Source organism: Synechococcus sp. R70.1, from assembly GCF_047461675.1.
Taxonomy (GTDB): Bacteria; Cyanobacteriota; Cyanobacteriia; order Thermostichales; family Thermostichaceae; genus Thermostichus.
The window spans coordinates 1-24,673 of the sequence record NZ_JANSHR010000078.1 but is presented as its reverse complement, the minus strand read 5'-3'; the positions used below and the strand labels follow the sequence as shown (position 1 = coordinate 24,673).

General features: G+C 60.1%; 21 protein-coding genes and 2 pseudogenes. 19 read left to right on the top strand and 4 right to left on the bottom strand.

The genetic code is table 11. From position 1 onward, the window contains the following. Nucleotides 1–313: 313 nt before the first annotated feature. Nucleotides 314–901, top strand: a complete 588-nt coding sequence (locus NW807_RS09110) for a cofactor assembly of complex C subunit B (protein WP_414425901.1) — start codon at nt 314–316, stop codon at nt 899–901. A 4-nt stretch (nt 902–905) separates the two neighbouring features. Here NW807_RS09110 and mutS read toward each other — a convergent pair whose 3' ends face one another. After that, nucleotides 906–3,581 carry a DNA mismatch repair protein MutS gene (mutS, locus tag NW807_RS09105; RefSeq protein WP_414425900.1) on the bottom strand — a complete coding sequence of 892 codons (2,676 nt, stop codon included), beginning with the start codon at nt 3,579–3,581 and terminating at the stop codon, nt 906–908. 373 nt (nt 3,582–3,954) lie between these two features. Here mutS and NW807_RS09100 point away from each other — a divergent pair, with 373 nt between their 5' ends. Together NW807_RS09100 and NW807_RS09095 are read left to right on the top strand one after the other, a co-directional pair. Then, complete coding sequence (locus NW807_RS09100) at nt 3,955–5,091, top strand: FecCD family ABC transporter permease (RefSeq protein WP_414425899.1); 1,137 nt, start codon at nt 3,955–3,957, stop codon at nt 5,089–5,091. Continuing rightward, nucleotides 5,088–5,525 (top strand): ABC transporter ATP-binding protein, encoded by a 438-nt coding sequence (locus NW807_RS09095; RefSeq protein ID WP_414425898.1) that lies wholly within the window; start codon nt 5,088–5,090, stop codon nt 5,523–5,525. Before NW807_RS09100 ends, NW807_RS09095 begins: the two co-directional genes overlap by 4 nt. Here NW807_RS09095 and NW807_RS09090 read toward each other — a convergent pair. Beyond that, nucleotides 5,495–5,668, bottom strand: a pseudogene (locus NW807_RS09090) (UDP-N-acetylglucosamine 2-epimerase (non-hydrolyzing)); the annotation flags it as partial. The gene NW807_RS09095 and the pseudogene NW807_RS09090 overlap by 31 nt on opposite strands. Before the next feature lie 863 nt (nt 5,669–6,531). On the opposite strand from NW807_RS09090, the gene mgtE reads away from it, so the two are divergent. The 3 genes from mgtE to NW807_RS09075 all read left to right on the top strand — a co-directional run bounded on the left by mgtE (nt 6,532) and on the right by NW807_RS09075 (nt 9,002). Next, nucleotides 6,532–7,971: a magnesium transporter gene (gene mgtE / locus NW807_RS09085; protein WP_414425897.1), complete on the top strand. Its 1,440-nt coding sequence runs from the start codon at nt 6,532–6,534 to the stop codon at nt 7,969–7,971. A 104-nt stretch (nt 7,972–8,075) separates the two neighbouring features. Beyond that, nucleotides 8,076–8,273: a hypothetical protein gene (locus tag NW807_RS09080; protein ID WP_414425896.1), complete on the top strand. Its 198-nt coding sequence runs from the start codon at nt 8,076–8,078 to the stop codon at nt 8,271–8,273. 27 nt (nt 8,274–8,300) lie between these two features. Next, nucleotides 8,301–9,002 carry an MgtC/SapB family protein gene (locus NW807_RS09075; RefSeq protein ID WP_414374796.1) on the top strand — a complete coding sequence of 234 codons (702 nt, stop codon included), beginning with the start codon at nt 8,301–8,303 and terminating at the stop codon, nt 9,000–9,002. A 4-nt stretch (nt 9,003–9,006) separates the two neighbouring features. Here NW807_RS09075 and NW807_RS09070 read toward each other — a convergent pair whose 3' ends face one another. Continuing rightward, complete coding sequence (locus NW807_RS09070) at nt 9,007–9,630, bottom strand: TMEM165/GDT1 family protein (RefSeq protein WP_414406314.1); 624 nt, start codon at nt 9,628–9,630, stop codon at nt 9,007–9,009. A gap of 401 nt (nt 9,631–10,031) precedes the next feature. On the opposite strand from NW807_RS09070, the pseudogene NW807_RS09065 reads away from it, so the two are divergent. The 13 genes and pseudogenes from NW807_RS09065 (at nt 10,032) to NW807_RS09005 (ending at nt 24,092) form a co-directional block, all read left to right on the top strand. Continuing rightward, nucleotides 10,032–11,320, top strand: a pseudogene (locus NW807_RS09065) (RNA-guided endonuclease InsQ/TnpB family protein). Between the two features lie 70 nt (nt 11,321–11,390). After that, nucleotides 11,391–11,786 carry a hypothetical protein gene (locus NW807_RS09060; protein WP_414425895.1) on the top strand — a complete coding sequence of 132 codons (396 nt, stop codon included), beginning with the start codon at nt 11,391–11,393 and terminating at the stop codon, nt 11,784–11,786. A 189-nt stretch (nt 11,787–11,975) separates the two neighbouring features. Then, nucleotides 11,976–12,317 (top strand): hypothetical protein, encoded by a 342-nt coding sequence (locus NW807_RS09055; protein ID WP_414425894.1) that lies wholly within the window; start codon nt 11,976–11,978, stop codon nt 12,315–12,317. An 85-nt stretch (nt 12,318–12,402) separates the two neighbouring features. Then, nucleotides 12,403–12,699 (top strand): energy transducer TonB, encoded by a 297-nt coding sequence (locus tag NW807_RS09050; RefSeq protein ID WP_414343054.1) that lies wholly within the window; start codon nt 12,403–12,405, stop codon nt 12,697–12,699. A gap of 32 nt (nt 12,700–12,731) precedes the next feature. Further along, nucleotides 12,732–13,778, top strand: a complete 1,047-nt coding sequence (locus tag NW807_RS09045; protein ID WP_414425893.1) for an ABC transporter substrate-binding protein — start codon at nt 12,732–12,734, stop codon at nt 13,776–13,778. A gap of 25 nt (nt 13,779–13,803) precedes the next feature. Further along, nucleotides 13,804–15,357 carry a ferredoxin--nitrite reductase gene (locus NW807_RS09040; RefSeq protein ID WP_414425892.1) on the top strand — a complete coding sequence of 518 codons (1,554 nt, stop codon included), beginning with the start codon at nt 13,804–13,806 and terminating at the stop codon, nt 15,355–15,357. Nucleotides 15,358–15,389: 32 nt separating this feature from the next. After that, on the top strand, nt 15,390–16,712 hold the full coding sequence (locus NW807_RS09035) for a CmpA/NrtA family ABC transporter substrate-binding protein (RefSeq protein ID WP_414425891.1): 1,323 nt from the start codon (nt 15,390–15,392) through the stop codon (nt 16,710–16,712). 133 nt (nt 16,713–16,845) lie between these two features. After that, nucleotides 16,846–17,799: a nitrate ABC transporter permease gene (gene ntrB / locus NW807_RS09030; RefSeq protein WP_414393981.1), complete on the top strand. Its 954-nt coding sequence runs from the start codon at nt 16,846–16,848 to the stop codon at nt 17,797–17,799. A gap of 54 nt (nt 17,800–17,853) precedes the next feature. Next, nucleotides 17,854–19,845, top strand: a complete 1,992-nt coding sequence (locus tag NW807_RS09025) for a nitrate ABC transporter ATP-binding protein (protein ID WP_414404936.1) — start codon at nt 17,854–17,856, stop codon at nt 19,843–19,845. A 34-nt stretch (nt 19,846–19,879) separates the two neighbouring features. Further along, nucleotides 19,880–20,722, top strand: a complete 843-nt coding sequence (locus NW807_RS09020; protein WP_414425933.1) for an ABC transporter ATP-binding protein — start codon at nt 19,880–19,882, stop codon at nt 20,720–20,722. 75 nt (nt 20,723–20,797) lie between these two features. Further along, complete coding sequence (locus NW807_RS09015) at nt 20,798–21,718, top strand: L-lactate dehydrogenase (RefSeq protein ID WP_414394376.1); 921 nt, start codon at nt 20,798–20,800, stop codon at nt 21,716–21,718. 39 nt (nt 21,719–21,757) lie between these two features. Beyond that, nucleotides 21,758–22,471, top strand: coding sequence for a tRNA (guanosine(46)-N7)-methyltransferase TrmB (trmB, locus tag NW807_RS09010; RefSeq protein WP_414393985.1), 714 nt, complete (start codon nt 21,758–21,760; stop codon nt 22,469–22,471). Nucleotides 22,472–22,538: 67 nt separating this feature from the next. Beyond that, on the top strand, nt 22,539–24,092 hold the full coding sequence (locus tag NW807_RS09005) for a lysostaphin resistance A-like protein (RefSeq protein ID WP_414425890.1): 1,554 nt from the start codon (nt 22,539–22,541) through the stop codon (nt 24,090–24,092). 12 nt (nt 24,093–24,104) lie between these two features. Here the strand turns inward: NW807_RS09005 and NW807_RS09000 are convergent. Beyond that, on the bottom strand, nt 24,105–24,673 hold a 569-nt coding region (locus NW807_RS09000), incomplete at its 5' end, for a tetratricopeptide repeat protein (protein WP_414425889.1).

Below are 24,673 nucleotides of genomic sequence, written 5' to 3'. Positions count from 1 at the left end.
AGCCACCTGCTGGCGAAGTGTAAGCCCCTTATCATAACTTAATTATAGTTGCCTCTCTCAGCTTAGCTGCATGAGATTGGGCGCAGATTTCTCCCCCCTGAGCCGTCGTCACGGTTGCTGGAAAGCGCAGGGTTTTTGCTGCTGCGCCATTGTTCCTGCGTCGAGGTAGGATCTACCAAGCGTGGCTACTGCCGGAGGCAACCAACCTCTCTGCAGAACTTAAACTAGGAGGTAGAGGGTCAACTTCCACGAGCTATTTTTCTGCCCCTTTCCTGCTACGGTGGAGAGGCTACAGGTCAAGCCGCCCGACCAGATGGGGTTCGTTCCTGTCATCCCTATGAACTGGGTAGCTACATCACTCCCTCTCTCCCTGAAGGGAGAGGCCATTTCTACCCTAGCGCTGACGCTGCTTCTGGGGATCGGCCTATTCTTTTTTCTGCGAGCCTCAGGTAGAGATCGCAGCGAAACCCGCTTCTATTCTAGCAGCCGCAGTCTGGAGGAAATGGGATCCCTTCTCCGAAAGCACCTGGAAGGGCGGGCCTATCGCTTGCAGTTTGCCGATGCCGAGGGGATCGCCACCTTTATCGGTCAGGCCCGGCCCAGCGTTGGGTTGGCTGTTTTTTTGACAGGGCTAGCAGGAGTGGGTCTTGCCTGTTTGGCTCTGGTGCTGTCCCTGCTGGAGCCGGCGTGGGGAGCCTGGCCCTGGACCCTGGTGCTGGCCGCTCCCTGGGCGGGCTGGTACTACTGGCGGCGCAACTACCGGCTGGAGCGGCTTCGCCTGAAGCTGCAAGAGGCTGACCCACCCCCTGGATCCCTGCTGTGGGTGGAGGGGCAGCGGGATGAGCTGGAGGTGCTGGCTGCCAGCTTGGGGCTGCAAGAGCGGGAGCCGGAGCGAGGGTAGAGCCCTAAGGCTCCTCGGAAAAGAGGGAGGCCGGGATCAGAGACAGTTGCTCCGCCGGGGCGGGGTTGCGGATCTCGAGGGGCTCAGGGTGTTGTTCAGGCTGTTTTTTCTTGGGGGAAAGGCGGCTTTTCCCTTGGCTGCGCAGACCTAGGCCAATGCGGCTGTGTTGTTCCACTAGGGCCAGCACCTGCTTGGCCCGCTCGATCACCGGCTGGGGCAGGCCGGCCATGCGTCCTACCTCGATGCCGTAGGAGCGGTCGGCCCCACCGGGCTGCACCTGGTGCAGGAAGATGATGCGATCCGGCAGCTCTTTCACCACCACCTGGAAGTTGGCCACGTTGGGCAGCAGGGTCTCCAGTTGGTTGAGCTCGTGGTAGTGGGTGGCAAAGATCGTGCGGGCGCGCACCTGGGTGGCGAGGTACTCAGCCACCGCCCAGGCAATGGAGAGGCCGTCGAAGGTGGCGGTGCCGCGGCCAATCTCGTCCAAAAGCACCAGGGAGCGCTCGCCGGCGTGGTTGAGGATGTTGGCCGTCTCGTTCATCTCCACCATGAAGGTGGACTGTCCCGTGGCCAGGTCATCGACAGCGCCGATGCGGGTAAACACGCGGTCACACAAGCCCAGCTCCGCCCGCCTTGCCGGCACAAAGCTGCCCATCTGGGCCAGGATCTGGATGAGCCCGATCTGCCGCAAATAGGTGGATTTGCCCGACATGTTGGGGCCAGTGAGGACAATCAGATCCGGGCCGTGGGGGGATCCCAGACGCACCGAGTTGGGGACAAATAGGCCCTGGGGCAAAGACTTCTCCACCACCGGATGGCGCCCTTCCTCGATGACTAGGCGGCGATCTTCCGTGATCACGGGACGGGTGTAGCCCTGCTGCACGGCCACCTCGGCCAGGCCAAAGAGGGCATCGACGGCGGCCAGGGTCTGGGCCACCTGGCGGATGGCGGCAGCTTGGGATCCTGCCTCTTGGCGCAGGTGCACAAACAGCTCGTATTCCCGCTGGTTGATCTCAGTCTGAGCGGTGAGGACGCGGGCTTCTTTTTCTTTGAGCTCAGGGGTGATGAAGCGCTCTTCGTTGGTCAGGGTCTGCTTGCGGATGTAGTCTTTTGGCACCTGCTGGGCCTTGGCGCGGCTGATGCTGATGTAGTAGCCGAAAGCCTTGTTGAAGCCAACTTTGAGGGTGGGGATCCCAGTGCGCTCGCGCTCGGTTTTCTCCAACTGGGCAATCCACTGGCGGTCTTGCTCCACCTGCTGCCGCAGCCTGTCCAGCTCCGGATCGACGCCGGGCCGGATTAGCCCCCCTTCGGTGAGCACAGGGGGAGGGGAGGGCAGGAGGGTGTGCTCGATGCGGCGGCCCAGGTCAACCAGGGCGGGATCCACCTGCTGCAAGCTCTGCAGGAGAGGGGTCTTGGCTTCGGCCACCAGCTCCGCCAGTTGGGGCAGTTTGCCCAAGGAGGAGCCCAGGGCCACCAGCTCGCGCGGGTTGGCGGTGCCGGAGGCGACGCGGTTGGCCAAGCGCTCCAGGTCATAGAGAGAGTCCAGCAGGGATCCCAGGCGGGTGCGCAGGGAGGGGTTTTCCAACAGCTCCTGGATGGTGTCCTGGCGGAGGCGGATTTGCTCGAGATCCCGCAAAGGCTGCAGCAGCCAACGGCGCAGGGTGCGTCCTCCCATGGCGGTGCGGCTGTGATCCAGCACCCAGAGCAGGGATCCGACAAAGGCCCCCTCGCGGATGGTCTGGGTGAGCTCCAAGTTGCGGCGGGTTTGGGGATCCAAGATGAGGTAATCCGTCAACTGGTAGGTGCGAGGGGGACGTAGGAGGGGATGGCCCCCCTGGGGAGAAGGCTGCACCAGGTTCTTTTGCGTCTCCTCCAGGTAGTGCAAGAGCCCTCCCGCCGCCCGAATTGCCAGGGGCAGCCCCTCGCAGCCCAAGCCCTCCAAAGAGCGCAGGCCATAGGTCTGTAGCAAGTTTTCTCGAGCCACCGCCAGCTCAAAGGGCTCCGCCGGGCGCAGGGTATAGGTGTACTGGCCGGGCAGGCCCAGGGGAGCTTGGGGATCCCCAGGCCGAATTAGGCCCAGGCCCAGCCCTTCCTCGGTGGGCAGCAGGATCTCCGCCGGCTGCAGCCGGGCCAGCTCCTGTTCTAGCTGCTCTTGCCCCTCGCTCTGGCAGACCCAGAACTCGCCGGTAGAAATGTCGGCGTAAGCCAGGCCCCAGGGGGTTTGCTTGGAGCCTCTCAGGCGGACCACGGCGGCCAAGTAGTTGTTTTGCCGTGCCTGCAGCAGCCCCTCTTCGATGACCGTGCCGGGGGTGATGACCCGCGTCACTTCCCGCCGCACCAAGCCTTTGGCCTGATCCGCCGGCTCCATCTGGTCGCAGACGGCCAGGGCATAGCCTTTGGCCACCAACTGAGCAGCATAGCGGTCAAAGGCGTGGTAAGGGATCCCGCACATGGGCACCCGTCCTATGGCCCCTGCCTCCCGCCCGGTGAGCACCAGCTCCAGCTCCCGCGACACCACTTCCGCGTCCTGGAAAAACATCTCGTAGAAATCCCCTAGGCGGTAGAGCAAGATGGCGTGGGGATACTGCCGCTTCAGCTCCACATAGTGCTGCATCATGGGGGTGAGCAGGGCGGGATCCACCTCTAAGGCATCCCAAGTAGGCTCGGCGGAAGAACTCATGGCATCAAAACGTGGGCAAGCAATGGGCTGAAGGTTCGGAGTCTAGCCAACTCGAGCCGACCAGCTTGGGCCATTCTAGATCCAGGTCTAGATGAAGTTTGAGACGTTTCCCCAGCCCTTCTCCCCTGATTCCCATTTCGCGGTTGGTTGCCATGACCTCGCTCAGGGTAGTTGGATCCCCCCTGAGGTAAGTCTGAATGGCTGGGCAGAGGCGCTGCCCGGTCTTGTCCAAAAGCCCTGAAGCGCAAGAGAGAGAAATTTAGGCACAAGCTATTGAAACTGACTTGCAACATCCAAGAAGCCTTGCTATTCTAGCGACTACGTTTTGTTGAGTTTGACTTTCAATAAAGCTCGGGAGGGAGGCCTGGCCAACTTGGCTGAGTTTTCCATCCTGCCCTTGCGGGCGGAGGGGGTTTCTTGGCCTCAGAAGGCTCTCTTCCTGGGCAAAGCTCGAGAGGCTTTCCCGGTGCTGGTCGATCGCGAGTGTCCGTATACAGAGGTTGAGGGGGGCAGAGGCTGGGGGCAAAGAAAGCGGCTGCTCTCGCCAATCGGTTTGACCTGTTTGCTATTGAGTTTCATTTTCCTAGTACTTTTGGTCTCGATTGCTTTGGGATCCGTTCCCATGACTTTCCCAGAACTCTGGCAAGCCCTGTGGGGGCAGGGGGATCCCATTCGGCAGACGATTGTTTGGCAGTTGCGGCTGCCGCGGGCGCTCTTGGCCCAGTTGCTGGGGGCGGCTCTGGGGATGGCAGGGGCCCTGTTGCAGGGGATGCTGGGCAATGGGCTGGCGGATCCCTACCTGCTGGGCATTTCGGCGGGGGCGGGCCTGGCGGCGGTGGGGTTGCTCACCTTGGGAGAGTGGACGGCTTGGGTGCCCCTGGCCGCTTGGGTGGGCGGGGTGCTGACTACCGTGTTGGTGTACGGGTTGGCGCGTACTCCCTCGGGACTGGCGGTGGAGCGGCTGATCTTGGCGGGGGTGGCCGTCAGCGCCCTGTTTGGGGCCATTAGCTCCACCTTGTTGTTGATGGCCGATGACCGGGTGCAGGTGGCTCTCACCTGGTTGATCGGCAGCTTGAGCGGGCGGGGCTGGCCAGAGGTGCAGGTGGCCGGGGCGTATATCCTGGTCGGCTTGGGATTGGGATGGGGGCAGGCGCGGGCTTTAAACCTGCTGAGCTTGGGGGAAGAGATGGCGGTGAGCTTGGGGATCCCTCTGGCGCGGACGCGGGTGGTGATTGGTCTGGTGGCGGCTTGGCTGGCGGCAACCGCCGTCAGTGTGGGGGGGTTGATCGGCTTTGTCGGTTTGGTGGTGCCCCACATGGTGCGGCAGGGGGTGGGATCCGATTACCGCTGGCTGTTGCCCCTTTCTGCCTTGGCGGGGGCGACCCTGCTGAGCGGTGCCGATATCCTGAGCCGTTTGGGCCCGATAGAGCTGCCGGTGGGGATTGTCACCGCTGTGATGGGGGCTCCCTTTTTCGGCTGGCTGCTGTGGCAGCAGGGGGCAGGGCGATGAGAGAGCCCATCCTGCAGGTCGAGGATTTGAGCGGGGGCTACGGATCCCGGACGGTGGTGCGACAAGTGAGCTTCAGCGTGCAAAAGGGGGAATGGCTGAGCATTGTCGGCCCCAATGGTTCCGGCAAATCGACGGTGCTGCGGCTGTTGAGTCGGGTTCTGATTCCCCAAGCTGGGCGCGTGTACTTGGGCGGTCGGGATCTGCACGCTCAACTCACTCCAAAGCAGGTGGCCCGGCAGTTGGCTCTTTTGCCCCAGCAGCCGAGGATCCCGGCAGGGCTGACGGTGCGGCAATTGGTCAGTCTGGGGCGTTCTCCCCACCAGCCCTGGTGGGCGTGGCAGTTGATGCGGGCCGATTGGCAGCGGGTGGAGTGGGCTCTAGAGCAGACAGGACTGGGATCCCTGGCGCTGCGACCGAATAGCCGCATCACCTGATCCACCATTTCCCGGTGTTTTCCGGTCAAGATCGGCTCGGTGCGCAGATGGGGACTGGCACGCAGGGCTTGGATCACCGGGGCCAGCTTAATGGCTTCGGGCCGTGTGCCCAAGATCACGGCAACGAGGGGAAGGGAGGCCATAAGCTCAAGGACATCGGCACCTATAGGAGATGGGAAGCGCAGCTCATTGAAGCAAGGCCACCAACAAACCACTAACAAAAACCACTAACAAAACAGAGGCGGCGAAGGGTGTGGGTTGCTCAAGGTCGCAAGCCACCGAGATGTAGACTCTGCTGAGTCAGGCTGAGGGCAATGTCGAGACGAGAGGAACCACAAGGGGGCTATTGCTGCTCACCCCGATCTTACCCCTCCAGCTGCCCCACCAATTTTTCACCGGATGAGCTGGAGAAAAAGGGTTGACGGGATCCCACTCCTGCAACTAACCTAAAGGGGGCTGAAGAGATCCTCTTCTGGCTGTCCGGGTTGTTTCGGTTAACCTTTTTGGAGGAAAACGTTCAACAGCATGGACGCTTCCGGTAGTTGTAGCGCCAGCCACCAGTGGATGGTCTTCGAGGAGCACGTTCTTGAAGACTGGGCTCTTACTGGTGTCTTCCTTTTCCCCGCTGACAGCTTCTGTCGTCGCTTGAGAGGATCCCGTTTCGCCAACGCGAAGGGGTGGGAGAGTTTTCCCGGCTAGCTTTTGACTTGGGTGGCTCTCTCAGTCGGCGACGAACAGATGAGCTGAGCAGAGCCTTACCTGAGCAATGGGTTTGTACAGCCCTGTTCAGAAAAGGGGAGATCAGGAGTAATTCCGAGGGGATTCCCCTTGACTTTCCTGTTGTGGGTTTTGGGGTTTCCGCAGGCCTGGGGATCCCTTGGAGTCCCTTTTATCGGCTTGGGCGCTTGCGATCCAAGCTGGGCTTGGAGGCCTGGCGCTAGACCTACGGCTTGCTGCGCGGCCATCCAAGGGTTTCAGGGCTTCCCTGTGAGCCTTGGAGCACCGGTTGGCTGTTGACCTCCTGGTTCTCTTCATCCCGGCTGACCCCAACGTTCGGAGGTTTATCATGCGGCACAACATTCTTCGCGATCTCCTAACCCCTGCTTCCTTGGAAGCCGCCAAGCGAGAGGCCAACCGCGCTCCCATTGCCGAGCTGGTGCAGCAGTTGATGGAGATTTCACCTCGGCAGCGGGCTTTGGCTTTCCGCTTGCTGGAAAAAGACAGAGCCATTGCAGTGTTTGAGTATCTGCGGCCCGAAGAGCAGGCCGATCTCATTCGCAGCATGGAAAGCCCAGAAGTGATCCGGCTGGTAGAAGCCTTACCTCCGGATGAGCGGGTGCGTCTGTTTGAGGAGCTGCCGGCCAAAGTAACCAAGCGCCTCATTGCCAACCTCAGCCCAGAAGCTCGGGAAGCAGTGAATATCTTGCTGGGTTATCCAGAGCGCAGTGCCGGTCGGCTAATGAACCTGCGCTACTTGTCGGTACGGGATACCCTCACCGTCGGGGCTGCTCTGGCCAGCGTGCGGGACTCTCAACTGGGAGACGATGAGCTGGATGTGATTTTTGTGGTGGACGATCAGCGGTTCTACAAAGGTTTGGTTCGCACCGTGCGCCTCGTGAAAGCGGATCCGGATTTGCCCATTCGGGAGCTGATTGAGGGATCGGATATTTTTGCTCGGGTTACCGACCGGGATCTCCAGGCAGCTCGTTTGCTCAAGGATTCCGGCTTGCCGGCTATTCCGGTGGTCGACAGTGAAGGACGCTTGGTGGGAGATATCACCTTTGAAGATGTCATCAACTTGGTGGAAGAAGAAGCCACCGACGCCGCTCTGGCCCAAGCAGGGGTGGGCAACTTGCTCAGCCGAGACAAGGTTTGGAGCGAGCGCCTGGTTAGAGGCTCCCGTTGGTATGCCGTCCGCCTGCGCATCACGTTTTTAGTCATCACCTTGATTGGCGGCATGTTGGTGGGGGGAGTGATCGAAACCTTTGAGGAGGTGTTGCAAGCAGTAACGGCAGCGGCTGTTTTCATCCCCTTGGTCATGGATATGGGCGGTAATGTCGGTACCCAATCTACGACCATCTTTGCCCGTGGCTTGGCTTGGGGCCACATCAACGTGCGGCAGTTTCTCCCCTATTTGCTGCGGGAAGCCAGCATTGGTGGCATTATCGGTGTGATCCTGGGGGCCACGGCTGGGGTGATTGCCTACTTCTGGCAGGGGGCACCCAATGGGATCCCACAATTGGGTCTAGCGGTGGGCTTGGCTCTGGCCATTGTCCTCACTTTGGGGGCTATCTTGGGCGCCATTTTGCCCTGGGTGATGTTAAAGCTGGGCTTTGACCACGCTCCCGGAGCAGATCCTTTTATCACCACCATTAAAGACTTCACCGGCCTCTGGGTGTATTTCACCCTGGTGGCTTGGCTAGTCGGGATTGAAGTGGAGCTCTAGGGCTGCTCTCTTCGCCTTGCAGTCCAACTTTGGCTCCCAGGCTACCCCCGGCCTGGGGGAGCTGGATTCAGATTGAATCCGATTATTCGTTCAGGAGGTGTGCCATGACTTTGAAAGCTCCTTCCACCACAGCTCAGTTCCGGTTGCTGCTGCAGCGCTACGCCCATCGAGTCAGCATAACCTGTGCTTTAGAAACAGGTGGTAAGCTGGCCCCAGAATCCGCCTTTGCTCAACTGGAAACCCTCTGGCAAACCTTGCAACAGGAAGCCACTGCCCTTGGGATCCCAGATGAGGATGGCTAAACTTTACCCTTTCACGAGAACCGGAGCATGACCTGGATTGACTTCACCTTGCGTTTGGCCGTTGCCTTTGTCCTGGGATCCCTCATTGGCCTGGAGCGACAGTGGCGGCAGCGCATGGCCGGCTTGCGCACCAATACCCTGGTGGCCACGGGTGCAGCTTTGTTTGTCATGCTCTCGGTTCTCACCCCTGATGAAAGCAGCCCGACCCGTATTGCGGCCCAAGTGGTATCGGGGATTGGCTTTTTGGCCGGGGGCGTGATTCTTAAGGAAGGAGCCAGCGTCCGTGGCCTGAACACCGCCGCCACCATCTGGTGTGCAGCCGCGGTGGGAGCCTTTGCCGGATCGGGGTACATTCCCCAAGCTGCCATTGGGGCCGCAGCTGTGTTGATCTCCAACGTTGTGCTGCGTCCGCTGGGCTACCGCATCAACCAGCAGCCTTTGAAAGGCACAGAACTGGAACTGGTCTATGAGTGTTCATTTGTCTGCAAAAGCCAAGCAGAGGCCCACATCCGCGCCTTGCTCCTGCAGGGTATAGCTCCCACCCATCTCAAACTGCGCGCCCTCTACAGCGAAGACCTGGAGGACAAGCCCGATCTGGTCAAAGTCGAAGCAGAGCTAGTCACCCAGACCCGCGACGACCAAGCCCTGGAACTTGTCGTCAGCCGCCTCAGCCTAGAGCCAGGTGTGATCACTGCCCGATGGCGGATCATCGAACAGGAATTTGGCTGATCCCTCATCCTGCCAACTCCCAACCGGTCAGCAACGCAAACACCAGAAATAAGCCGCCCCCCACCCAATGCACGGCGCGTTCAGAGATGTGAGCTGCTAAAAAACGACCTCCCACCACCGCCAGCCCCACCATCAGTCCATGGCCGAGGGTAGCCCCTGCCCAGACGCTCAATCCCGGGTGGGTAGCCGCCAAGGAGATGGTGGCAATCTGGGTTTTATCCCCGAACTCGGCCAAGGCCGTCAAGCTAAAGGCTTCCCACACCACAGCCCAAGCACCGCCGCGGCCCGCCCCTTTTTCTTCTGCCTGCTCCACCAGCCTGAGGGCTTCTTCCTCTTCTTCTTTTTCCTGCTGGGGAGTCATCTTGTAAGCTTGCCAGAGCATTCTCAGCCCAAAAGCCGCAAAAACCCCAGCCGACAACACTCGCACGCCCAGCGGCGGCAGCAGCTTGAAAAGCACCTTCCCGGCCACCACCGCCAGCAAGGTCATCACGGCCAAAGCCAGCCACGTCCCCAAGAAAACCCAGCGGCGCGGGTGTCGCATAGCCAGAATCAGGGGGGTAAAAAAGGTTTTATCCCCAAACTCTGCTACCGTAACCAACAGCAAACTTGACGCAAAACCAACCCACATCGTTTAGCCTCCAACCTCTCTTGTGTGTGGAATCGGTTCACACCTAGAGGTGAAGGCTGGGAAAGTCAGACGGACTCACCAAGCTCACCTCTGCGTGAACTCAGCGAAAGTCTCGTCACCAAAGCAGCCTGCCGGGCTTGCTTTGTCTCTTGCACCGGGCTGTTTTTAGCCAGTATGTCGATGCAGAGGGCGGTAAGCCGCCTGACTACTCCCTTTCCGTCTGAATGGTAGCATGCTGAGCTCCCAGTGGGAGTCATTCATTCAAGCATTCAAGAAAAGCTCTCCAATGGGATCCCCCAAGACTTGCTGTGCCTTGGCCGATATCAGCTAGAAATCGCAGGAGCCCCGCACTGTACCCGTAGGGTCAGTGTCGGGAGGAATGCGGAAGTTATGATAGAACCATGACCCAAGTCCTGACCGTAGCTTGCAAGCTCAAGGTGTCCCAGTCGCAAGCCGCAAAGTTGGATGAGACAATGGATGCCTTTGTGCAGGCATTGAACTGGGTCAACCAAAACACACCAGAAAAAGTAGTCAACGCAGTCAAACTCCAATCCCTTTGCTATTACCAGATTCGCGCTCGGTTTGGCTTGTCCAGTAACTTGGCTCAGCAGGTCTGCAGACGGCTGGCCGGTGCCCGTAAAGTTGCCCGACAGAAAAACCGTCCGGTCAAAGCGTTCAAGAGAGGCTTTGCGACCTACGATGCCCGTATCTTTTCGTTTCGCGAGAAAGACTGGACGGTGTCGCTGACCACGGTGGAGGGTCGGGAGCGCTTTGAGCTGGCGATTGGCCGTTACCAGAGAGAACAGTTGGCAGGCTCCAATCCCAAATCTGCCACTCTGGTCAAGCGTAAAGACGGTTCCTACTCCATTCAGATCTGTGTGGAAACGGAACCGTGCCCACCGCAACGCACGGACAGAGTGCTGGGCGTGGACTTGGGCAGGACGGATATCGCCCATACGTCAGAGGGGGACAACTGGAATGGGCAGCAGTTGAACCGAGTCCGCGACCACTACTCCAAGCTGAGGGCGGCACTCCAACGCAAAGCCAGTAAGGGCACACGCAGTTCGCGGCGCAGATGCCGTCAACTGTTGCAACGGCTGTCTGGCAAGGAAAGACGCTTTCAAACGTGGGTCAATCAAGGTGCTCCACACCGCTAACGCGACCGCATCTCCAAAGCTATTGTCTCTAGGGCAAAGGCGACAAACAGCGCTATTGCTCTGGAAGACTTGACAGGGATAAGGACTCCGTCCCGCTGGCGCGATCGGGAAAGGGTCAATCAACAGCCGCGCAGCAAAGCCGAACGGCGCAGGGCCAACAGTTGGGCGTTTTATCAACTCCGTCAATTTTTGGAGTACAAGGCTCTGCGTGCGGGGGTTGCTCTGATTCTTGTTCCGCCTGCCTACACGTCGCAGACCTGCCACCAGTGTTTGCACATTCATCCCGACCCTGCGCAATCCTACCGCAGTGGAAAGAAGTTTAAGTGTGGGCACTGTGGATGGGAAGGAGATGCGGATTTGAATGGTGCGAAGGTGATTGCGCTTTTGGGGGCTGCTGTAAACCAGCCTAGAGGTCAAGCCTACGGCTCGCTTCGCGAACGTGGTTGGCTTGCCAACTGCAGGGCTACCGTTCGCGCCAGCGGGCCGGAGGCCTTAAGCCCGCCCTGTACTGCGAAGCAGTCAGGGTCGGGTAGTTTACTTTTTCCACCCGGTTTTAGGGGCCAAGACCCGAGGCCGTGTTTACTCTGGATCCTGCTCTAACCGATGCTTGCCGAGCCACCTGCCCACACCCCCAAGGGATCCCTCTCTCTTCTTCGGAAGTCCTGTCCCCAGCTTTTGTGGCGACTGCAGGGGTGGTATTGGCAGCAGGCGGGCATGGCCTGGGAGGCGGGGCTGGCTTGGTTGGCGTTGTGGCTTTGGGCTGGCGCAAGAGAGAGCGGCTGGCTGGAGTGTGCCGAGGAGCTGCTGCAAGAGGCTTGGGTGGCCGGCTATAGCTGGGCTGCCCTCTGGACAGCTTGCCAGGAGGGGGAAGATCCGCCGGGGACCGTCCTCCACCTGCGAGCCAGGGATCCCCGACCGCTGCGCCGGGAGGGGTTGATTTCCCTCCTCTTGCACCTGATGGCGCTGCTGGGGCTGGCTTGGTGGGGATCCCGGCCTTGATCAGACGCAGAACTCCGGATCCCAGTCACGCTTTTGCTGGAGGATCCCGAGCCACAGTTGCTCGAACCGGATTCAGAATCCATAGAATCTCTCCCACCAGAGCCAACAGCAGAGCCGCCCGGCCCGGCCCCGGAATCGCCCCCTGCAGACGATCTATCCCCACCGGAGCCTGTGCCCCAAGAGATCGAGATGCCAGCCATCCCGGAGGCTGAATCTTTGCTGGCCCTGCAAACTCCGACCCCTACACCCATTCCCACGGCAAAGCCAGAACCCACCCCTACTCCTCCGCTGACCCCATTACCGACAGCCATCCCGCAACCCACTCCTCCGCCACAACAGCCCACCCCAACTCCGGCGGTTACCCCCACCTCTACAGCGACTCCACTCACCTCCGCCCCGGTTACCTCAAGCACCCCTCTGCCCCGCTTTACCCTTTACCCCCTTGATCCAAGGGATCCGTTCCAGCGTAAAGACTGCCGCCGCTCCGCCTTCCCCCGGCAGCGAGAGCAGATTGGGGCCAAGGGATCCTGAAACTGGGACACCTGGCGGTATAGGTGCAGCCCAACCCCATTCCTCTGCCCCAACACCTGCCACCCCCACTTCCTCCCCACCGACAGTGGCTGCCAACCCCCAGCCGGACATCCTGGCCCGCCCGATCCCCGGTCGCAATCCTCCGCCCCCCTACCCTCCTCAAGCTCGCCGTCTCGGCCAACAGGGGCAGGTGCTGCTGCGGGCCAAGGTCAATGCCCAGGGGCAGGTGCAGCAGGTGGAGATCGCCTCTTCCAGTGGGTTTCCCGCCCTGGATAGGGCAGCGCAGGAGGCGGTGCAGCGGTGGGAATTCAGCCCGGCCTTGAGAAACAACGCCCCCATCGAGTCTTGGGTGGTGGTGCCCATCCAGTTCACCCTCAATTGATTGCTGTTTGGGAATGGTTTTGGAGATTGTCTATGCTGTCTCGTCTTTCTCGCCGTCAACCGTTCGCCTTTGGTCTGGCCAGCGTGGGGGCCTGGGGAATGGGGCGTTTGGCCCAAGCCCAAGGTCGGATCCCTCAGGAGCCACTCCTGTCAGCGAGACAGAGTCCTTTTCGTCGGGTAGCCAGCCTCACCACCTTGACTGCCGATATCCTCTATCGCTTGGCCCCCGATAGGTTGGTGGGGATCCCTGCCAGTCGTTTGTTGGAGGAGGATCCCCGCTTCCAAGGCTTGACCCGCCTGGGGCTGGGCAACCAACCCAACCTGGAGCAGCTTGTGGCCCTACAACCGGACTGGGTGGTGGGGGCCAGTGGCTTTCACGAGGCTCTGGCAGAACGGCTGCAGGAGCTGGGGATCCCCATCTACCTCACCCGCGTGGACAGTTGGGCTGCTTTGGAAGAGACGATTGCCACCCTGGCTGCTGCTTTGGGGGCGGATCCCGATCCCTTGCTGCGGCAGTATGGATCCCTTTTGCCCCAGGAACTGCCCCGCGTTCGACCCAAAACCTTGCTCTTGGTGGGCACCCAGCCGATTCTTTCTCCCAACCGGCAAAGCTGGGCCGGGGATCTGCTGGAACGCTTTGGCGCGGACAATCTCACCGCTACTTTGCAAAGCCAAGGGCCTTTTCGGGGCTACGTCACCCTTTCGGCAGAGCGCATCCTGGAAGCCAACCCAGAAGTTCTGCTGGTGGTCAACCCGGAGGCGGCGGATCCCTTGGCGTTTTTCCGTTCCCGCCCCTTTTGGAATCGGTTGCAAGCCGTCCAAACTGGGAAAGTTTATGGATTTGACTACTACGGCTTGGTCAATCCCGGCACCCTGGAGAAGATCAGGGCTGCCTGTGAGCAGTTGGCTAGGGTTTTTTTGAGGTGGGATAGAGGGGCAGTAAACGCTGTTTTTCCTATCAGGGGAAAGGGGATCCCCCCCCTATGCATAAACCACAACTTAGCTATGCCGAAATCGCATAGCTCGTTAAGAAGTGTAACGCCAACTACCAAAGTCAATGGTTCGTCATCGCTAGGGTAGGCGGTGTTATCCCACGGCAGCGATCATGGCGAACCAGTTTGAACGCCTTAAAAGCGAGAAGGATGGGCTGGCGGTTAAGGACGAGCTGGAAGCTTTTGCCCAAATGGGCTGGGAGAACATCCCCGAAGACGACCGAGATCACCGCCTCAAGTGGCTGGGGATCTTCTTTCGCAAGCGCACCCCTGGCAAGTTCATGCTGCGGCTGCGCCTGCCCAATGGGATCCTGACCAGCGGCCAAATGCGCAAGTTGGCCGAGATCCTCTGCCCCTACGGCCAAGATGGCGTAGCCGACATCACCACTCGGCAAAACCTGCAGCTGCGGGGCATTCCCATTGAGGACATGCCTCAGGTTCTGCGGCAACTCAAGGAGGTGGGCCTGACCAGCATCCAGTCAGGCATGGATAACGTGCGCAACATCACGGGATCCCCTCTGGCCGGTATCGACCCGGATGAGCTGATCGACGTGCGTGGCCTCACCCGCAAAGTGCAGGACATGGTAACCAACAACGGCGAGGGCAACCCTTCTTTCTCCAACCTGCCGCGCAAGTTCAACATCGCCATCTGCGGTTGTCGCGACAACTCGGTGCATGCCGAGATCAATGACCTGGCTTTTGTGCCTGCTTTCAAAGAGGGCAAGCTGGGCTTCAACGTCTTGGTGGGAGGCTTTTTTTCGGCCCGCCGCTGTGCCGAGGCCATCGGGCTGGACGTTTGGGTAGATCCCCGCGATGTGGTTCCTCTATGTGAGGCGGTGCTGCTGGTCTATCGGGATCACGGCCTGCGGGCCAACCGGCAAAAGGCGCGGCTGAGGTGGCTCATTGACGAGTGGGGCCTGGAGAAGTTTCGGGTGGCGGTGGAGCAGCAGATTGGCCACCCTCTGCCCAGAGCGGCGGAAAAAGACGAGGTGGTCTGGCACAAGCGGGATCTGCTGGGAGTACACGCCCAAAAGCAACTGGGCCTTAACTTTGTAGGCCTGCACGTGCCCGTCGGGCGGCTCAACGTCCCGGAGATGAGGGAGCTGGCTCGCTTGGCGGAGGTGTACGGCTCCGGAGAGCTGCGGCTAACGGTGGAGCAGAACGTGCTCATCCCCAATGTGCCCGACTCGCGGGTGGGGCCGCTTCTCCAAGAGCCGCTCTTGAAAAAGTTCTCCCCCAACCCGGGACCCTTGCAGCGGGGGTTGGTGTCCTGTACGGGCAACCAGTTTTGCAACTTTGCCCTCATCGAGACCAAAAACCGCGCCGTGGCCCTGATGGAAGAGCTGGAAGCCGAGCTGGAGATTCCTCAAGCGGTGCGCATCCACTGGACAGGCTGTCCCAACTCCTGCGGCCAGCCCCAGGTGGCCGATATTGGCCTCATGGGCACCACCGTTCGCAAGGACGGCAAGCCGGTGGAGGCGGTGGACATCTACATGGGAGGAGAAGTGGGCAAAGACGCCAAGCTGGGCGAATGCGTGCGCCAAGGGATCCCTTGCGAAGACCTCAAGCCCGTCTTGGTGGAGCTACTGATTGAGCACTTCGGGGCCAAGCCGCGTCGTGATCCCTCGGCTGCTCAGACCTCTGCTTCTCCCTTGATGACCTACTAGGCAGTTCGTCGTTCGAAATTTTGGAGGTTGTGATGTCTAAGCTATTCAACACTTCCTCTCCCATCTCCCGTCGCCAGTTTTTGGCTGGGGCAGCTGCCCTTGCGGCTGGAGCAGCTACGGCTGGGATCCCCCGCGCCCAATCCCAATCCTTGGGGCAGGGCTACTGGGTAGCTCAAGCTGATACCCCAGAAACCACGCGAGCCAGGCTGGGATTTATCGCCCTCACCGACGCTGCCCCCCTCATCATTGCCAAAGAGAAGGGGTTTTTTGCCAAGTACGGCATGAAAGACGTGGAGGTGGTCAAGCAGGCCTCTTGGGGTACCACCCGCGACAACTTGGTGCTGGGATCCGCCGCCGGCGGCATCGATGGGGCACACATCCTCACCCCCATGCCCTACCTCATCACCACCGGCAAAGTTACCGATGGCAAGCCGGTGCCTATGTACATTTTGGCCCGTCTCAATCTGGACGGTCAGGGCATCAGCATTTCCAACGAATATCGGGATCTGAAAATTGGCTTGGATAGTTCCCCCCTCAAAGCCAAGTTTGCCGAGCTTCGAGCTGCCGGCAAAGATCCCAAATGCGCGATGACCTTCCCCGGCGGTACCCACGACATGTGGATGCGCTACTGGCTGGCGGCAGGCGGGATCGATCCCACCCGCGATGTCTCCCTCATTGTGGTGCCGCCCCCGCAAATGGTGGCCAACATGAAGTCCAAAACCATGCAAGCTTTCTGTGTGGGCGAGCCTTGGAATGCCCAGCTGGTGAACCAAAAAGCGGGGTATAGTGCCCTCACCACCGGCGAGCTATGGAACAACCACCCGGAAAAGGCCTTTGCCCTGCGGGCCGACTGGGTGGATGCGCACCCGAAAGCCACCCTGGCCCTGTTGAAAGCAATCCTAGAAGCCCAGATCTGGTGCGAGCAGATGGAAAACAAAGAAGAAATGTGCCGCATCATTAGCAACCGTCGCTGGTTGGGGGTTCCCGTAGCGGATATCTTGGGCCGCGCCAAAGGCACTTTCGACTACGGCACCGGCAAGGTTGTTGAGAACAGCCCCCATTTGATGAAGTTCTGGCGAAATAGTGCTTCCTACCCCTTCAAGAGCCACGATCTCTGGTTCTTGACCGAAAACATCCGCTGGGGTTACCTGCCTGCTGACACCGATACCAAAGCTTTGGTGGATAAGGTCAACCGAGAAGATCTCTGGCGCGAGGCCGCCAAAGCCATTGGCCAGCAGGCTGCTATTCCCCCCAGCACCTCCCGCGGCGTGGAAACCTTCTTCGATGGGGTGAAGTTCGATCCCGAAAATCCTGCCGCCTATCTGGAGAAGTTGGCGATTAAGAAGCTGGCCTAACTTGCTGACTTGCCTGAGTTGGTAACTGCCCAGGAGAGAAGGGATCCGCCAACTTCTACCTAGGGTGTTCAAGTTGAACCCCTTCTCTCTTGGGATCCCTCTAAGCTAACTTCAACCTCACTCCTAGTAGACTATGAGACTTCCCGAATCCGCCCTAAAGTTGAGCTACCACCTCTTGCGGATCTTCCTTTCCCTACTGGCTGGCCTAGGACAATGGCTGCTGAAAACTGGCCCAGGTTTTGCTCTTCAGGCCAACGCCGGCATTGGTTCACCCGCTAGCTCTACCTTTGCTTGGCGGCAACGGGTTCAGGTTTACAAGGTGCTGCGCCGCATTCTGTTGCCCGCCACGGCCATTCTAATCCTGCTCATTCTCTGGCAAATTGCCTATAGCCGGCCGGGAGCCAACTTGCCCACACCTCTCCAAGTTTGGCAGGACACTTGGGATCCCCTCATTAAAGATCCCTTTTTTGACTATGGTGGCAATGCTAAAGGGCTGTTCTGGCAAATTTGGGCCAGCTTGCGGCGGGTGTTCATTGGGTTTGCCCTGGCCGGCTTGGTGGGGGTCGTGGGCGGCATGATCATTGGGGTTAACCGCTGGCTCTACGAGGCCTTGGATCCCATCTTTCAGGTGCTGCGCACAGTGCCACCTTTAGCCTGGCTGCCCATTTCCTTGGCCGCCTTTCGCGATGCCAATCCTTCCGCCATTTTTGTTATCTTCATCACTGCCCTCTGGCCTATTTTGATCAACACCATCGCTGGCGTGCAGCGGATCCCACAGGATTACCGCAATGTGGCCAGAATTCTGCGTCTGTCTGGCTGGAAGTATTTCTTCAAGATCGTCTTCCCGGCAACCGTGCCCTACATTTTCACCGGCTTGCGCATTGGGGTGGGCCTGTCTTGGCTGGCTATTGTGGCGGCGGAAATGTTGATTGGCGGCGTGGGCATTGGATTCTTCATTTGGGATGCCTGGAATAGCTCCCGCGTTAGCGAGATTATTCTGGCCTTGGTCTATGTTGGCCTAGTTGGACTTTTGTTGGATCGCATCACGGCTTGGATTGGCTCGCTGGTGGTGAGCGAAGATCACTAGGCTAAGTTTTCCTGATCCCAACAATCCATTTCAAGGAATCCCTTAGGTAGCCTTATGAAGACCCAGCCTTACATTGAAGTTGATCATGTAGACAAAGATTTTCTTCTAGACAATGGAGAAGTCTACCCTGTCCTGAGAGACATCCATCTAGAGATCCAAAAAGGGGAGTTTGTCTCGCTCATTGGCCACTCCGGCTGTGGCAAATCGACCTTGCTCAATATCCTTGCCGGCTTAGAGCAGCCATCCCGAGGCGGTGTTCTCCTAGAGGGCCGGCAGGTGACGGATCCCGGGCCGGATCGCATGGTGGTGTTTCAGAACTATTCCCTGCTGCCCTGGCTGACGGTGCGGGAAAACATTGCTCTAGCCGTAGACGAGGTGCTGGGATCCCTTCCCAAAGCGGAGCGGAAGCAGATTGTGGAAGAGCACATCCGGCGTGTGGGGCTGCAGGGGGCAGCCGACAAGCGCCCGGCCCATCTGTCGGGGGGGATGAAACAGCGGGTGGCCATTGCCCGGGCTTTGGCCATTCGCCCCAGGGTACTGCTGTTGGATGAGCCGTTCGGGGCGCTGGACGCCCTTACCCGCGGCAGCCTGCAGGAGCAACTGATGGAGATTGCCCAGGCCGAGCAGCTCACCTGCGTCATGGTGACCCACGATGTGGACGAGGCGCTTCTGCTTTCGGATCGAGTGGTGATGCTCACCAATGGCCCTGAGGCCCGCGTCGGCCAGATCTTGCGGATCCCGTTTCCCCGCCCCCGCCACCGCCTGGAAGTGGTGAATCACCCCGAGTACTACAGCCTGCGGGGGGAGATGATCCACTTTCTCAACCAACAAAAGCGGGCCCGCCAGAAAACTCTCACCCGCGTGGCCATTGCCAAGGGGGGGCTGGAAAAAGTCAACTTGGCAATTGGCTTTGTGCCCCTCAACGACTGCGCCCCTCTGGTGGTGGCCCAAGAAAAAGGCCTGTTTCAAAAGCACGGTCTGGAACAGGTCACCCTGGTGCGAGAGCCGGGCTGGAAGACCATCTGGGAAGGGATCCGCTCCGGTCGGCTGGATGCGGCTGTGGTGGTGGCCGGGATCCCGTTGGCGTCCACTCTGGGAGTAGGGGGAGTGCCGGTGCCTTTGGTAACCTCGTTAACCCTCTCCCGCGGCGGCAGCGCCATTACCTTTGGGCGTCGACTTTTGCTGCAGGGGGTTTTTAGCCCCTGGGATCTTGGCAACTACCTGAGGCAAACCCCAGAGGCCGTCCCTACCCTGGGGGTGGTTCACTCGGCTTCCCTGCACAACTTCTTGTTGCGTCATTGGCTGGCTAGCGGAGGGGTGGATCCGGATCGCGACGTCACGTTGACAGTGATCCCACCCCCGCAGATGGTGGCCCACCTCAAAGCCGGCAATATCGACGGCTACTGCGTGGACGAACCCTGGAACTCCCGCGCCGTTAGGGAAGGGCTGGGGTTCATCGTCACCACCACTCCCGAAATCTTGCCCAGCCACATCGAGAAAGTCCTAACAGTGCGCCAGGACTGGGCCCAAAGCTACCCCCGCACCCACGTGGCTCTGGTCAAGGCGTTACTGGAGGCTTGCCACTACTGCGATCAGCCGCAGCACCGTTCTGAGATCTTGGAGTGGCTGGCCCAGCCTCAGTATGTGGGCGCGGCCCTGGAGGATCTGCAGCCAGGGTGGAGGGGCATCCTGCAGCGGGGAACTGCCGATGAGTCGCAAGTGATTGTCGGTTTCCATCAGTTTGCCAACGGGCGCAACACCTGTCCGGAAAGATTGGAGCACCTCTGGATCCTGACGCAAATGGCTCGCTGGGGCCTCTGCGCTTTTCCTCGCAATTGGGTTTCTGTCCTCGAGCAAGTGCTAGACGACAAGACCTATGCCCTAGCCGCCAGAGACCTGGGGCTGCCGGATCGGGCCCACGACCGTGGAGCCTTGCTCTTTGGCGATGGATCTCGCTTTGATGGCGAGGATCCCATTGCCTACCTGGAGTCGGTGGCCATAGGGCAGGAGCCGAAGCTGCAGAACTACCGGCTTAGCGAAGTTTAGCTTTTGTTACCTTACTCAACCCGAAAACGCCATGATGACCCGCTCTCGCCTATCTTCCTCGCCGTTGTCTTCAACAGTTTCTGCCGCAGGGCTGCCTCTTCTGCGTCTTCAGAATGTGGGCAAGACCTACTGGACTGCGGCAGGGCCCTTTGTTGCCTTGGAAAACATCAATCTGGAAGTAGCTGCCGGGGAATTCGTCTGCATTATTGGCCACTCCGGCTGTGGTAAGTCCACCTTGATCAACATGGTGGCCGGGTTTTCTGCTCCAACGTCCGGGTCCATTACCCTCAAGGGCCAGCCCATCACTGCTCCAGGGCCGGATCGGATGATGGTGTTTCAGAACTATTCCCTTTTGCCTTGGCTGACAGCTTTTGAAAATGTTTATCTGGTGGTGGATCAGGTCTATCCCGATAAATCCCCCAGCGAGAAAAGGGAAATCGTTCAGGAACACCTGGAACTCGTGGGCTTGGCCGAAGCAGCCCACAAGCGGCCCAAGCAGCTTTCTGGCGGCATGAAGCAAAGGGTGGCCATTGCGCGCGCTCTGGCCGTTCGCCCTGAAGTGCTGCTATTGGACGAGCCCTTTGGGGCCTTGGATCCCATTACCAAGGAAGAGCTCCAGGATGAGCTGCTAGCCATTTGGCGGGATCACCGCTGCACGGTTTTGATGATTACCCATGACATCGACGAGGCTCTTTATCTATCAGACCGGGTGGTGATGATGACCAACGGCCCTGCTGCTCGTATTGGCGAGATCTTGACCATTCCTTTCGAGCGACCGCGCATCCGCTCCCGTATCATGGAAATGCCTGAGTTTTACGAGCTGCGCCACTCTGCCCTCGACTTTCTCTACCGTCGCTTCGCCCATGTCTTGGATTAAGCCATGACGGCCTCTGGGCACCAACCTCTGTCTCTCCTTCAGCAGCAGGCTAAGCAGCAGGCTCCTCGTCGCCTTTTGAAGGGATCCATCATCGGCGCTGGGCAAGTGGGCATGGCCTGTGCCTACGCGATGGTTATCCAAAACACGCTAGACGAGCTGGTTCTTCACGATATCGACCGCGCCAAGCTGGAAGGAGAGGTGATGGACCTGGTGCACGGGATCCCCTTTGTCGAGCCGACGCGGATCTGGGCAGGGGAGCTGGCCGATTGCGCCGGGTCTGATGTGGTGATTTTAACGGCAGGGGCCAAGCAGCGGCCTGGGGAAACCCGCTTGGATTTGGTCCACCGCAACGTCGAGATCTTCAAAAGCCTGATCCCGGCCCTGATGGAGCATTGTCCAGAGGCCATCTTCCTCGTGGTGAGCAACCCCGTTGATGTCATGACCTATGTCTCTTTGAAGTTGTCGGGGCTGCCGCCAGGGCAGGTGATGGGGTCGGGAACGGTCTTGGATACGGCCCGCTTTCGCTACCTTTTGGCCCAGCGGCTGGGGGTGGATCCGCGCAGCCTGCACGCCTACATCATCGGCGAGCATGGGGATAGCGAGGTGGCCGTCTGGAGCAAGGTCAATATCGCCGGCACGCCAATTGGCCAGCTTTCGCCAGCCTGGGATCCCGCCCACTTGGGGGATATTTTCGAGCAGGTGCGCAACGCCGCCTACGAGATCATCCGCCGCAAAGGGGCCACGAGCTATGCCATTGGCCTAGGGGTGGCGCAGATTGTCCAGGCGCTGGTGCGGGATCAGCGGCGGGTTTTAACCGTGAGCAGCCTCACCCAGGGGGAGTACGGCCTGCCGGAGGTCTGCCTTAGCTTGCCCAGGGTCGTTGGACGGCAAGGGGTGGAGCGCACGCTAGTCATGGCCCTTACCGAGAGCGAGCAGCAGCAATTGCACCGCTCGGCCCAGATCTTGCGGCAGGTCATTGACAGTATCCAGTGGTAGCTTAGAGGGTTCCCTCTGCAAGAGCCGAAGCTGGCGCTTATGGCAACAGAAGTGCAACGGCCCAGTCCTAGAAGCCAACCCAAGGAGGGCTCTTCTTCTCCCCCCTGGGCTGACCTCCCGCTGCAAAAGGGGCTTGGCCAACGGCTGCGGCAACACGTCAACCCCCTGCAGGCTCAGTACCAACAGCCTGCTTCCCCACCCCACTGGGAACGGGTGTATCGGCGGCTGGGACAGCCCTTTCACTTGGATATCGGCAGCGGGAGTGGGCGCTTTCTGCTGCGCCTGGCCCAGGAACAGCCCGACTGGAACTTTTTGGGCGTGGAGATTCGGCAGCCGCTGGTGGAGCGGGCCAATGCCTGGCGGGACGAGCTGGGGCTGGACAATGTCTATTTCCTGTTTGCCAACATCAACGTCTCCCTAAGGCATCTGTTTGCCCCTGGGGAGCTTAGCCGCGTCACCATTCAATTTCCGGATCCCTGGTTTAAAAAGCGCCATCACAAGCGGCGGATCGTCCAGCCCCAACTGGTGGCGGATCTGGCGCTGCTGCTGCAACCGGGCAGCCCTGTTTTCTTGCAGTCGGACGTGCAGGAAGTTGCCGAGGAGATGGTCGCTCGTTTCCTAGAGCATCCGCAGTTTTGGAATCCCTACCAGGGTCCCCTCGATGACAACCCCTTTGGCATTCCTACTGAGCGGGAGTGGCAGTGTCTGCAGTTGGGGCTGCCCATCTACCGTTATTGGCTGGAGCGACGCTGACTCCTTCAGTCGGCTGAGGCCAAGAGAAGCTAGGATATAAGCCGCTGGAGTTGCCGCCGTTGCTGCCATGTCTCCCTCTGAAGCCACGGCTTTTGTCGATCCCTTTTTCGGTTGGCTTTCTGTTCGCCGGGGGCTCCTCAACCTGCTCAGTTTGCTAGCTTTTGTCATTGCTGGGCTTGCGTTGGCCAGCAGTTGGTTCCAGCCGCCGCTGCAAACGAAGCTGGATCTGTTGCAAATTGATCTTGCCCTGCAGGCTGCCCGCACCCTTGACGATCCTCGCTATCAGGATCTGGCCCGAGCTCTGCTGGATCAGGAGGTGTTCAAGGTAGCTAGCAGTCGCTACCAGCAGGTGGCCGACAACTACGCCGAGCGCCTACAGCGCCTGAAACGGGTGGCAGGGCTGGAGACGAGGGGCGAAGGGTCCACAGGGGATCCCGCTCTCCTCACGTCTGTCCAGGAGCTGCAGGCAGAGGTGGACGGGCTACGGCTGCGCCTGGGCTTGCTCTACGCTTACCAGGAGGATCTGGAGGCGGCCCACCGGCAGTGGCAGCAAGTGGTTGATCCCAGCCGTCCCTTCGAGTTGGAATCCCCGCAAAAGGAGGCGGCCCAGGTCTTGCAGGGGCTATGGGGGACGCCGCGGCGTATCTTGCCAGAGGCCGAGGTACACCTCCGCAACCACCTGGACGGCTGGTTTGAGGCGGTGGCCCTGCAGCAGCTCTACCGGCTACAACAGCGCGGCGACAGCCTCAATGCCCTTAACCAGCAGCAGGAAAAATTAGCTCTGGCAGCTTTGTTCCGGCTGGCGGTGGTGGGCGGGATCCCCCTGCTGGGGGCGCTGCTGGGGCTGATCCTCCTAGTGGGCTGGCTGGGCTGGAGCTTCTGGCGCCAACGTTCTCTCGTGGGTCCTCCCTGGGAGGTGCCTTGGCCAGGGATCGGGGCGCAGGCAGTGCTAACGGGATGGTTCCTGGGGTTTCTTCTTCTCAGCGCCTTGGTGCCTCGACTCTACACCACCCTCCTTGGCCTGGGAGCCCAGCAGCTTAGCCCTTGGCACCAAGGAGCGACCCTGTTTCTCACCTACAACTCTGGGGCTTTGCTGGGGGCAGGGCTATTGTCCTGGCTCCTACGTGCCTACCCAGGCTGGCAAAAAGTGCTGCAGGTGCGCCTAGGGGGTCCTTGGCTGCTCTGGGGCCTGTGCGGCTACGGGGCGGCCCTACCGCTGGTGGTGCTGGCGGCGGCGCTGTCGCAGCTACTGCTGCCGCAGGCGGGGGGCGGCAACCCCATTTTGCCGCTGCTTTTGGAGAGCCACGGCTGGGGGGCGCGGTTGCTATTTCTAGCTGTGGTCTCTGTCTGTGCCCCCGTTTTTGAGGAGGTGCTGTTTCGGGGCTTTTGGCTGCCGACGCTGGGCCGTTACCTGCCGATGGGGGCTGCCATTGCTCTAAGCGCCTTCACCTTTGCCATTGCTCACCTCAACCTTGCCGATTTGCTGCCCTTGACCATGCTGGGGGTAGTGCTGGGAGTGGTGTACAGCCACAGCCGCAACCTGCTAGCCCCCATCCTGCTCCACAGCCTCTGGAACACGGGATCCCTGGTCACGCTGCTGGTGCTGGCGGGCGCTTCCTGAAGGGAGCTGAGCCTACTTTTTCTTGCCGAAGATGCCGAAGAGGCGGCTCCAGAAGCCACCGCTTTCTCCCTTGCGGGAGGGCGGCACCACTTTTTGGGGCTGGGAGGTCTGACGGCTAGCCGAGGGAACGGGAACCGGCTGCTGGGTGGTGACCTGCTGCAGCCAGCGGCGCACTTCGGCCATCAACTCGGCGTTGTTGGGTTCTAAGCGACTGGCCTGCAGAAAGTCAGCCTTGGCCATACCGGCGTTGCCCTGCTTCAGGTGGGCAATACCCCGGTGCAGATAGTAGCGGGCCACGTTGGGCTGGGCGCTGATGGCAAAGTTTAAGTACTGGATGGCAGCCCGGTACTGCTTGCGCTCGATCATGTCCAGGGCCTGCAGGAAGCGGGTCTCGGCAGGACTGGGTTGGGGAGGTGGAGGCGGGGCGGCAGGAGAAGGGGGCGGCGGAGCTGGGGGGCTGGTCGGGATCCCGCCCAGGGGGGTGGTTTTTGGGGCAGGAGCTGGGCTTGCCTTGTAGCCAGCCTTGAGCCACCGATAGGCCCGGTTGAGCTCGCGCCGTTGCTCGGTTTTCACCCGCAGGG

Coding starts and splice junctions, on each gene's coding strand:
- NW807_RS09005 (WP_414425890.1), top strand. CDS start 22,539: ATGTCTCCCTCTGAAGCCACGGCTTTTGTCGATCCCTTTTTCGGTTGG.
- NW807_RS09025 (WP_414404936.1), top strand. CDS start 17,854: ATGAAGACCCAGCCTTACATTGAAGTTGATCATGTAGACAAAGATTTT.
- NW807_RS09020 (WP_414425933.1), top strand. CDS start 19,880: ATGACCCGCTCTCGCCTATCTTCCTCGCCGTTGTCTTCAACAGTTTCT.
- NW807_RS09075 (WP_414374796.1), top strand. CDS start 8,301: ATGACCTGGATTGACTTCACCTTGCGTTTGGCCGTTGCCTTTGTCCTG.
- NW807_RS09110 (WP_414425901.1), top strand. CDS start 314: ATGGGGTTCGTTCCTGTCATCCCTATGAACTGGGTAGCTACATCACTC.
- NW807_RS09070 (WP_414406314.1), bottom strand. CDS start 9,630: ATGTGGGTTGGTTTTGCGTCAAGTTTGCTGTTGGTTACGGTAGCAGAG.
- ntrB (WP_414393981.1), top strand. CDS start 16,846: ATGAGACTTCCCGAATCCGCCCTAAAGTTGAGCTACCACCTCTTGCGG.
- NW807_RS09040 (WP_414425892.1), top strand. CDS start 13,804: ATGGCGAACCAGTTTGAACGCCTTAAAAGCGAGAAGGATGGGCTGGCG.
- NW807_RS09045 (WP_414425893.1), top strand. CDS start 12,732: ATGCTGTCTCGTCTTTCTCGCCGTCAACCGTTCGCCTTTGGTCTGGCC.
- NW807_RS09080 (WP_414425896.1), top strand. CDS start 8,076: ATGACTTTGAAAGCTCCTTCCACCACAGCTCAGTTCCGGTTGCTGCTG.
- NW807_RS09035 (WP_414425891.1), top strand. CDS start 15,390: ATGTCTAAGCTATTCAACACTTCCTCTCCCATCTCCCGTCGCCAGTTT.
- mutS (WP_414425900.1), bottom strand. CDS start 3,581: ATGAGTTCTTCCGCCGAGCCTACTTGGGATGCCTTAGAGGTGGATCCC.
- NW807_RS09060 (WP_414425895.1), top strand. CDS start 11,391: ATGCTTGCCGAGCCACCTGCCCACACCCCCAAGGGATCCCTCTCTCTT.
- NW807_RS09095 (WP_414425898.1), top strand. CDS start 5,088: ATGAGAGAGCCCATCCTGCAGGTCGAGGATTTGAGCGGGGGCTACGGA.
- trmB (WP_414393985.1), top strand. CDS start 21,758: ATGGCAACAGAAGTGCAACGGCCCAGTCCTAGAAGCCAACCCAAGGAG.
- NW807_RS09055 (WP_414425894.1), top strand. CDS start 11,976: ATGCCAGCCATCCCGGAGGCTGAATCTTTGCTGGCCCTGCAAACTCCG.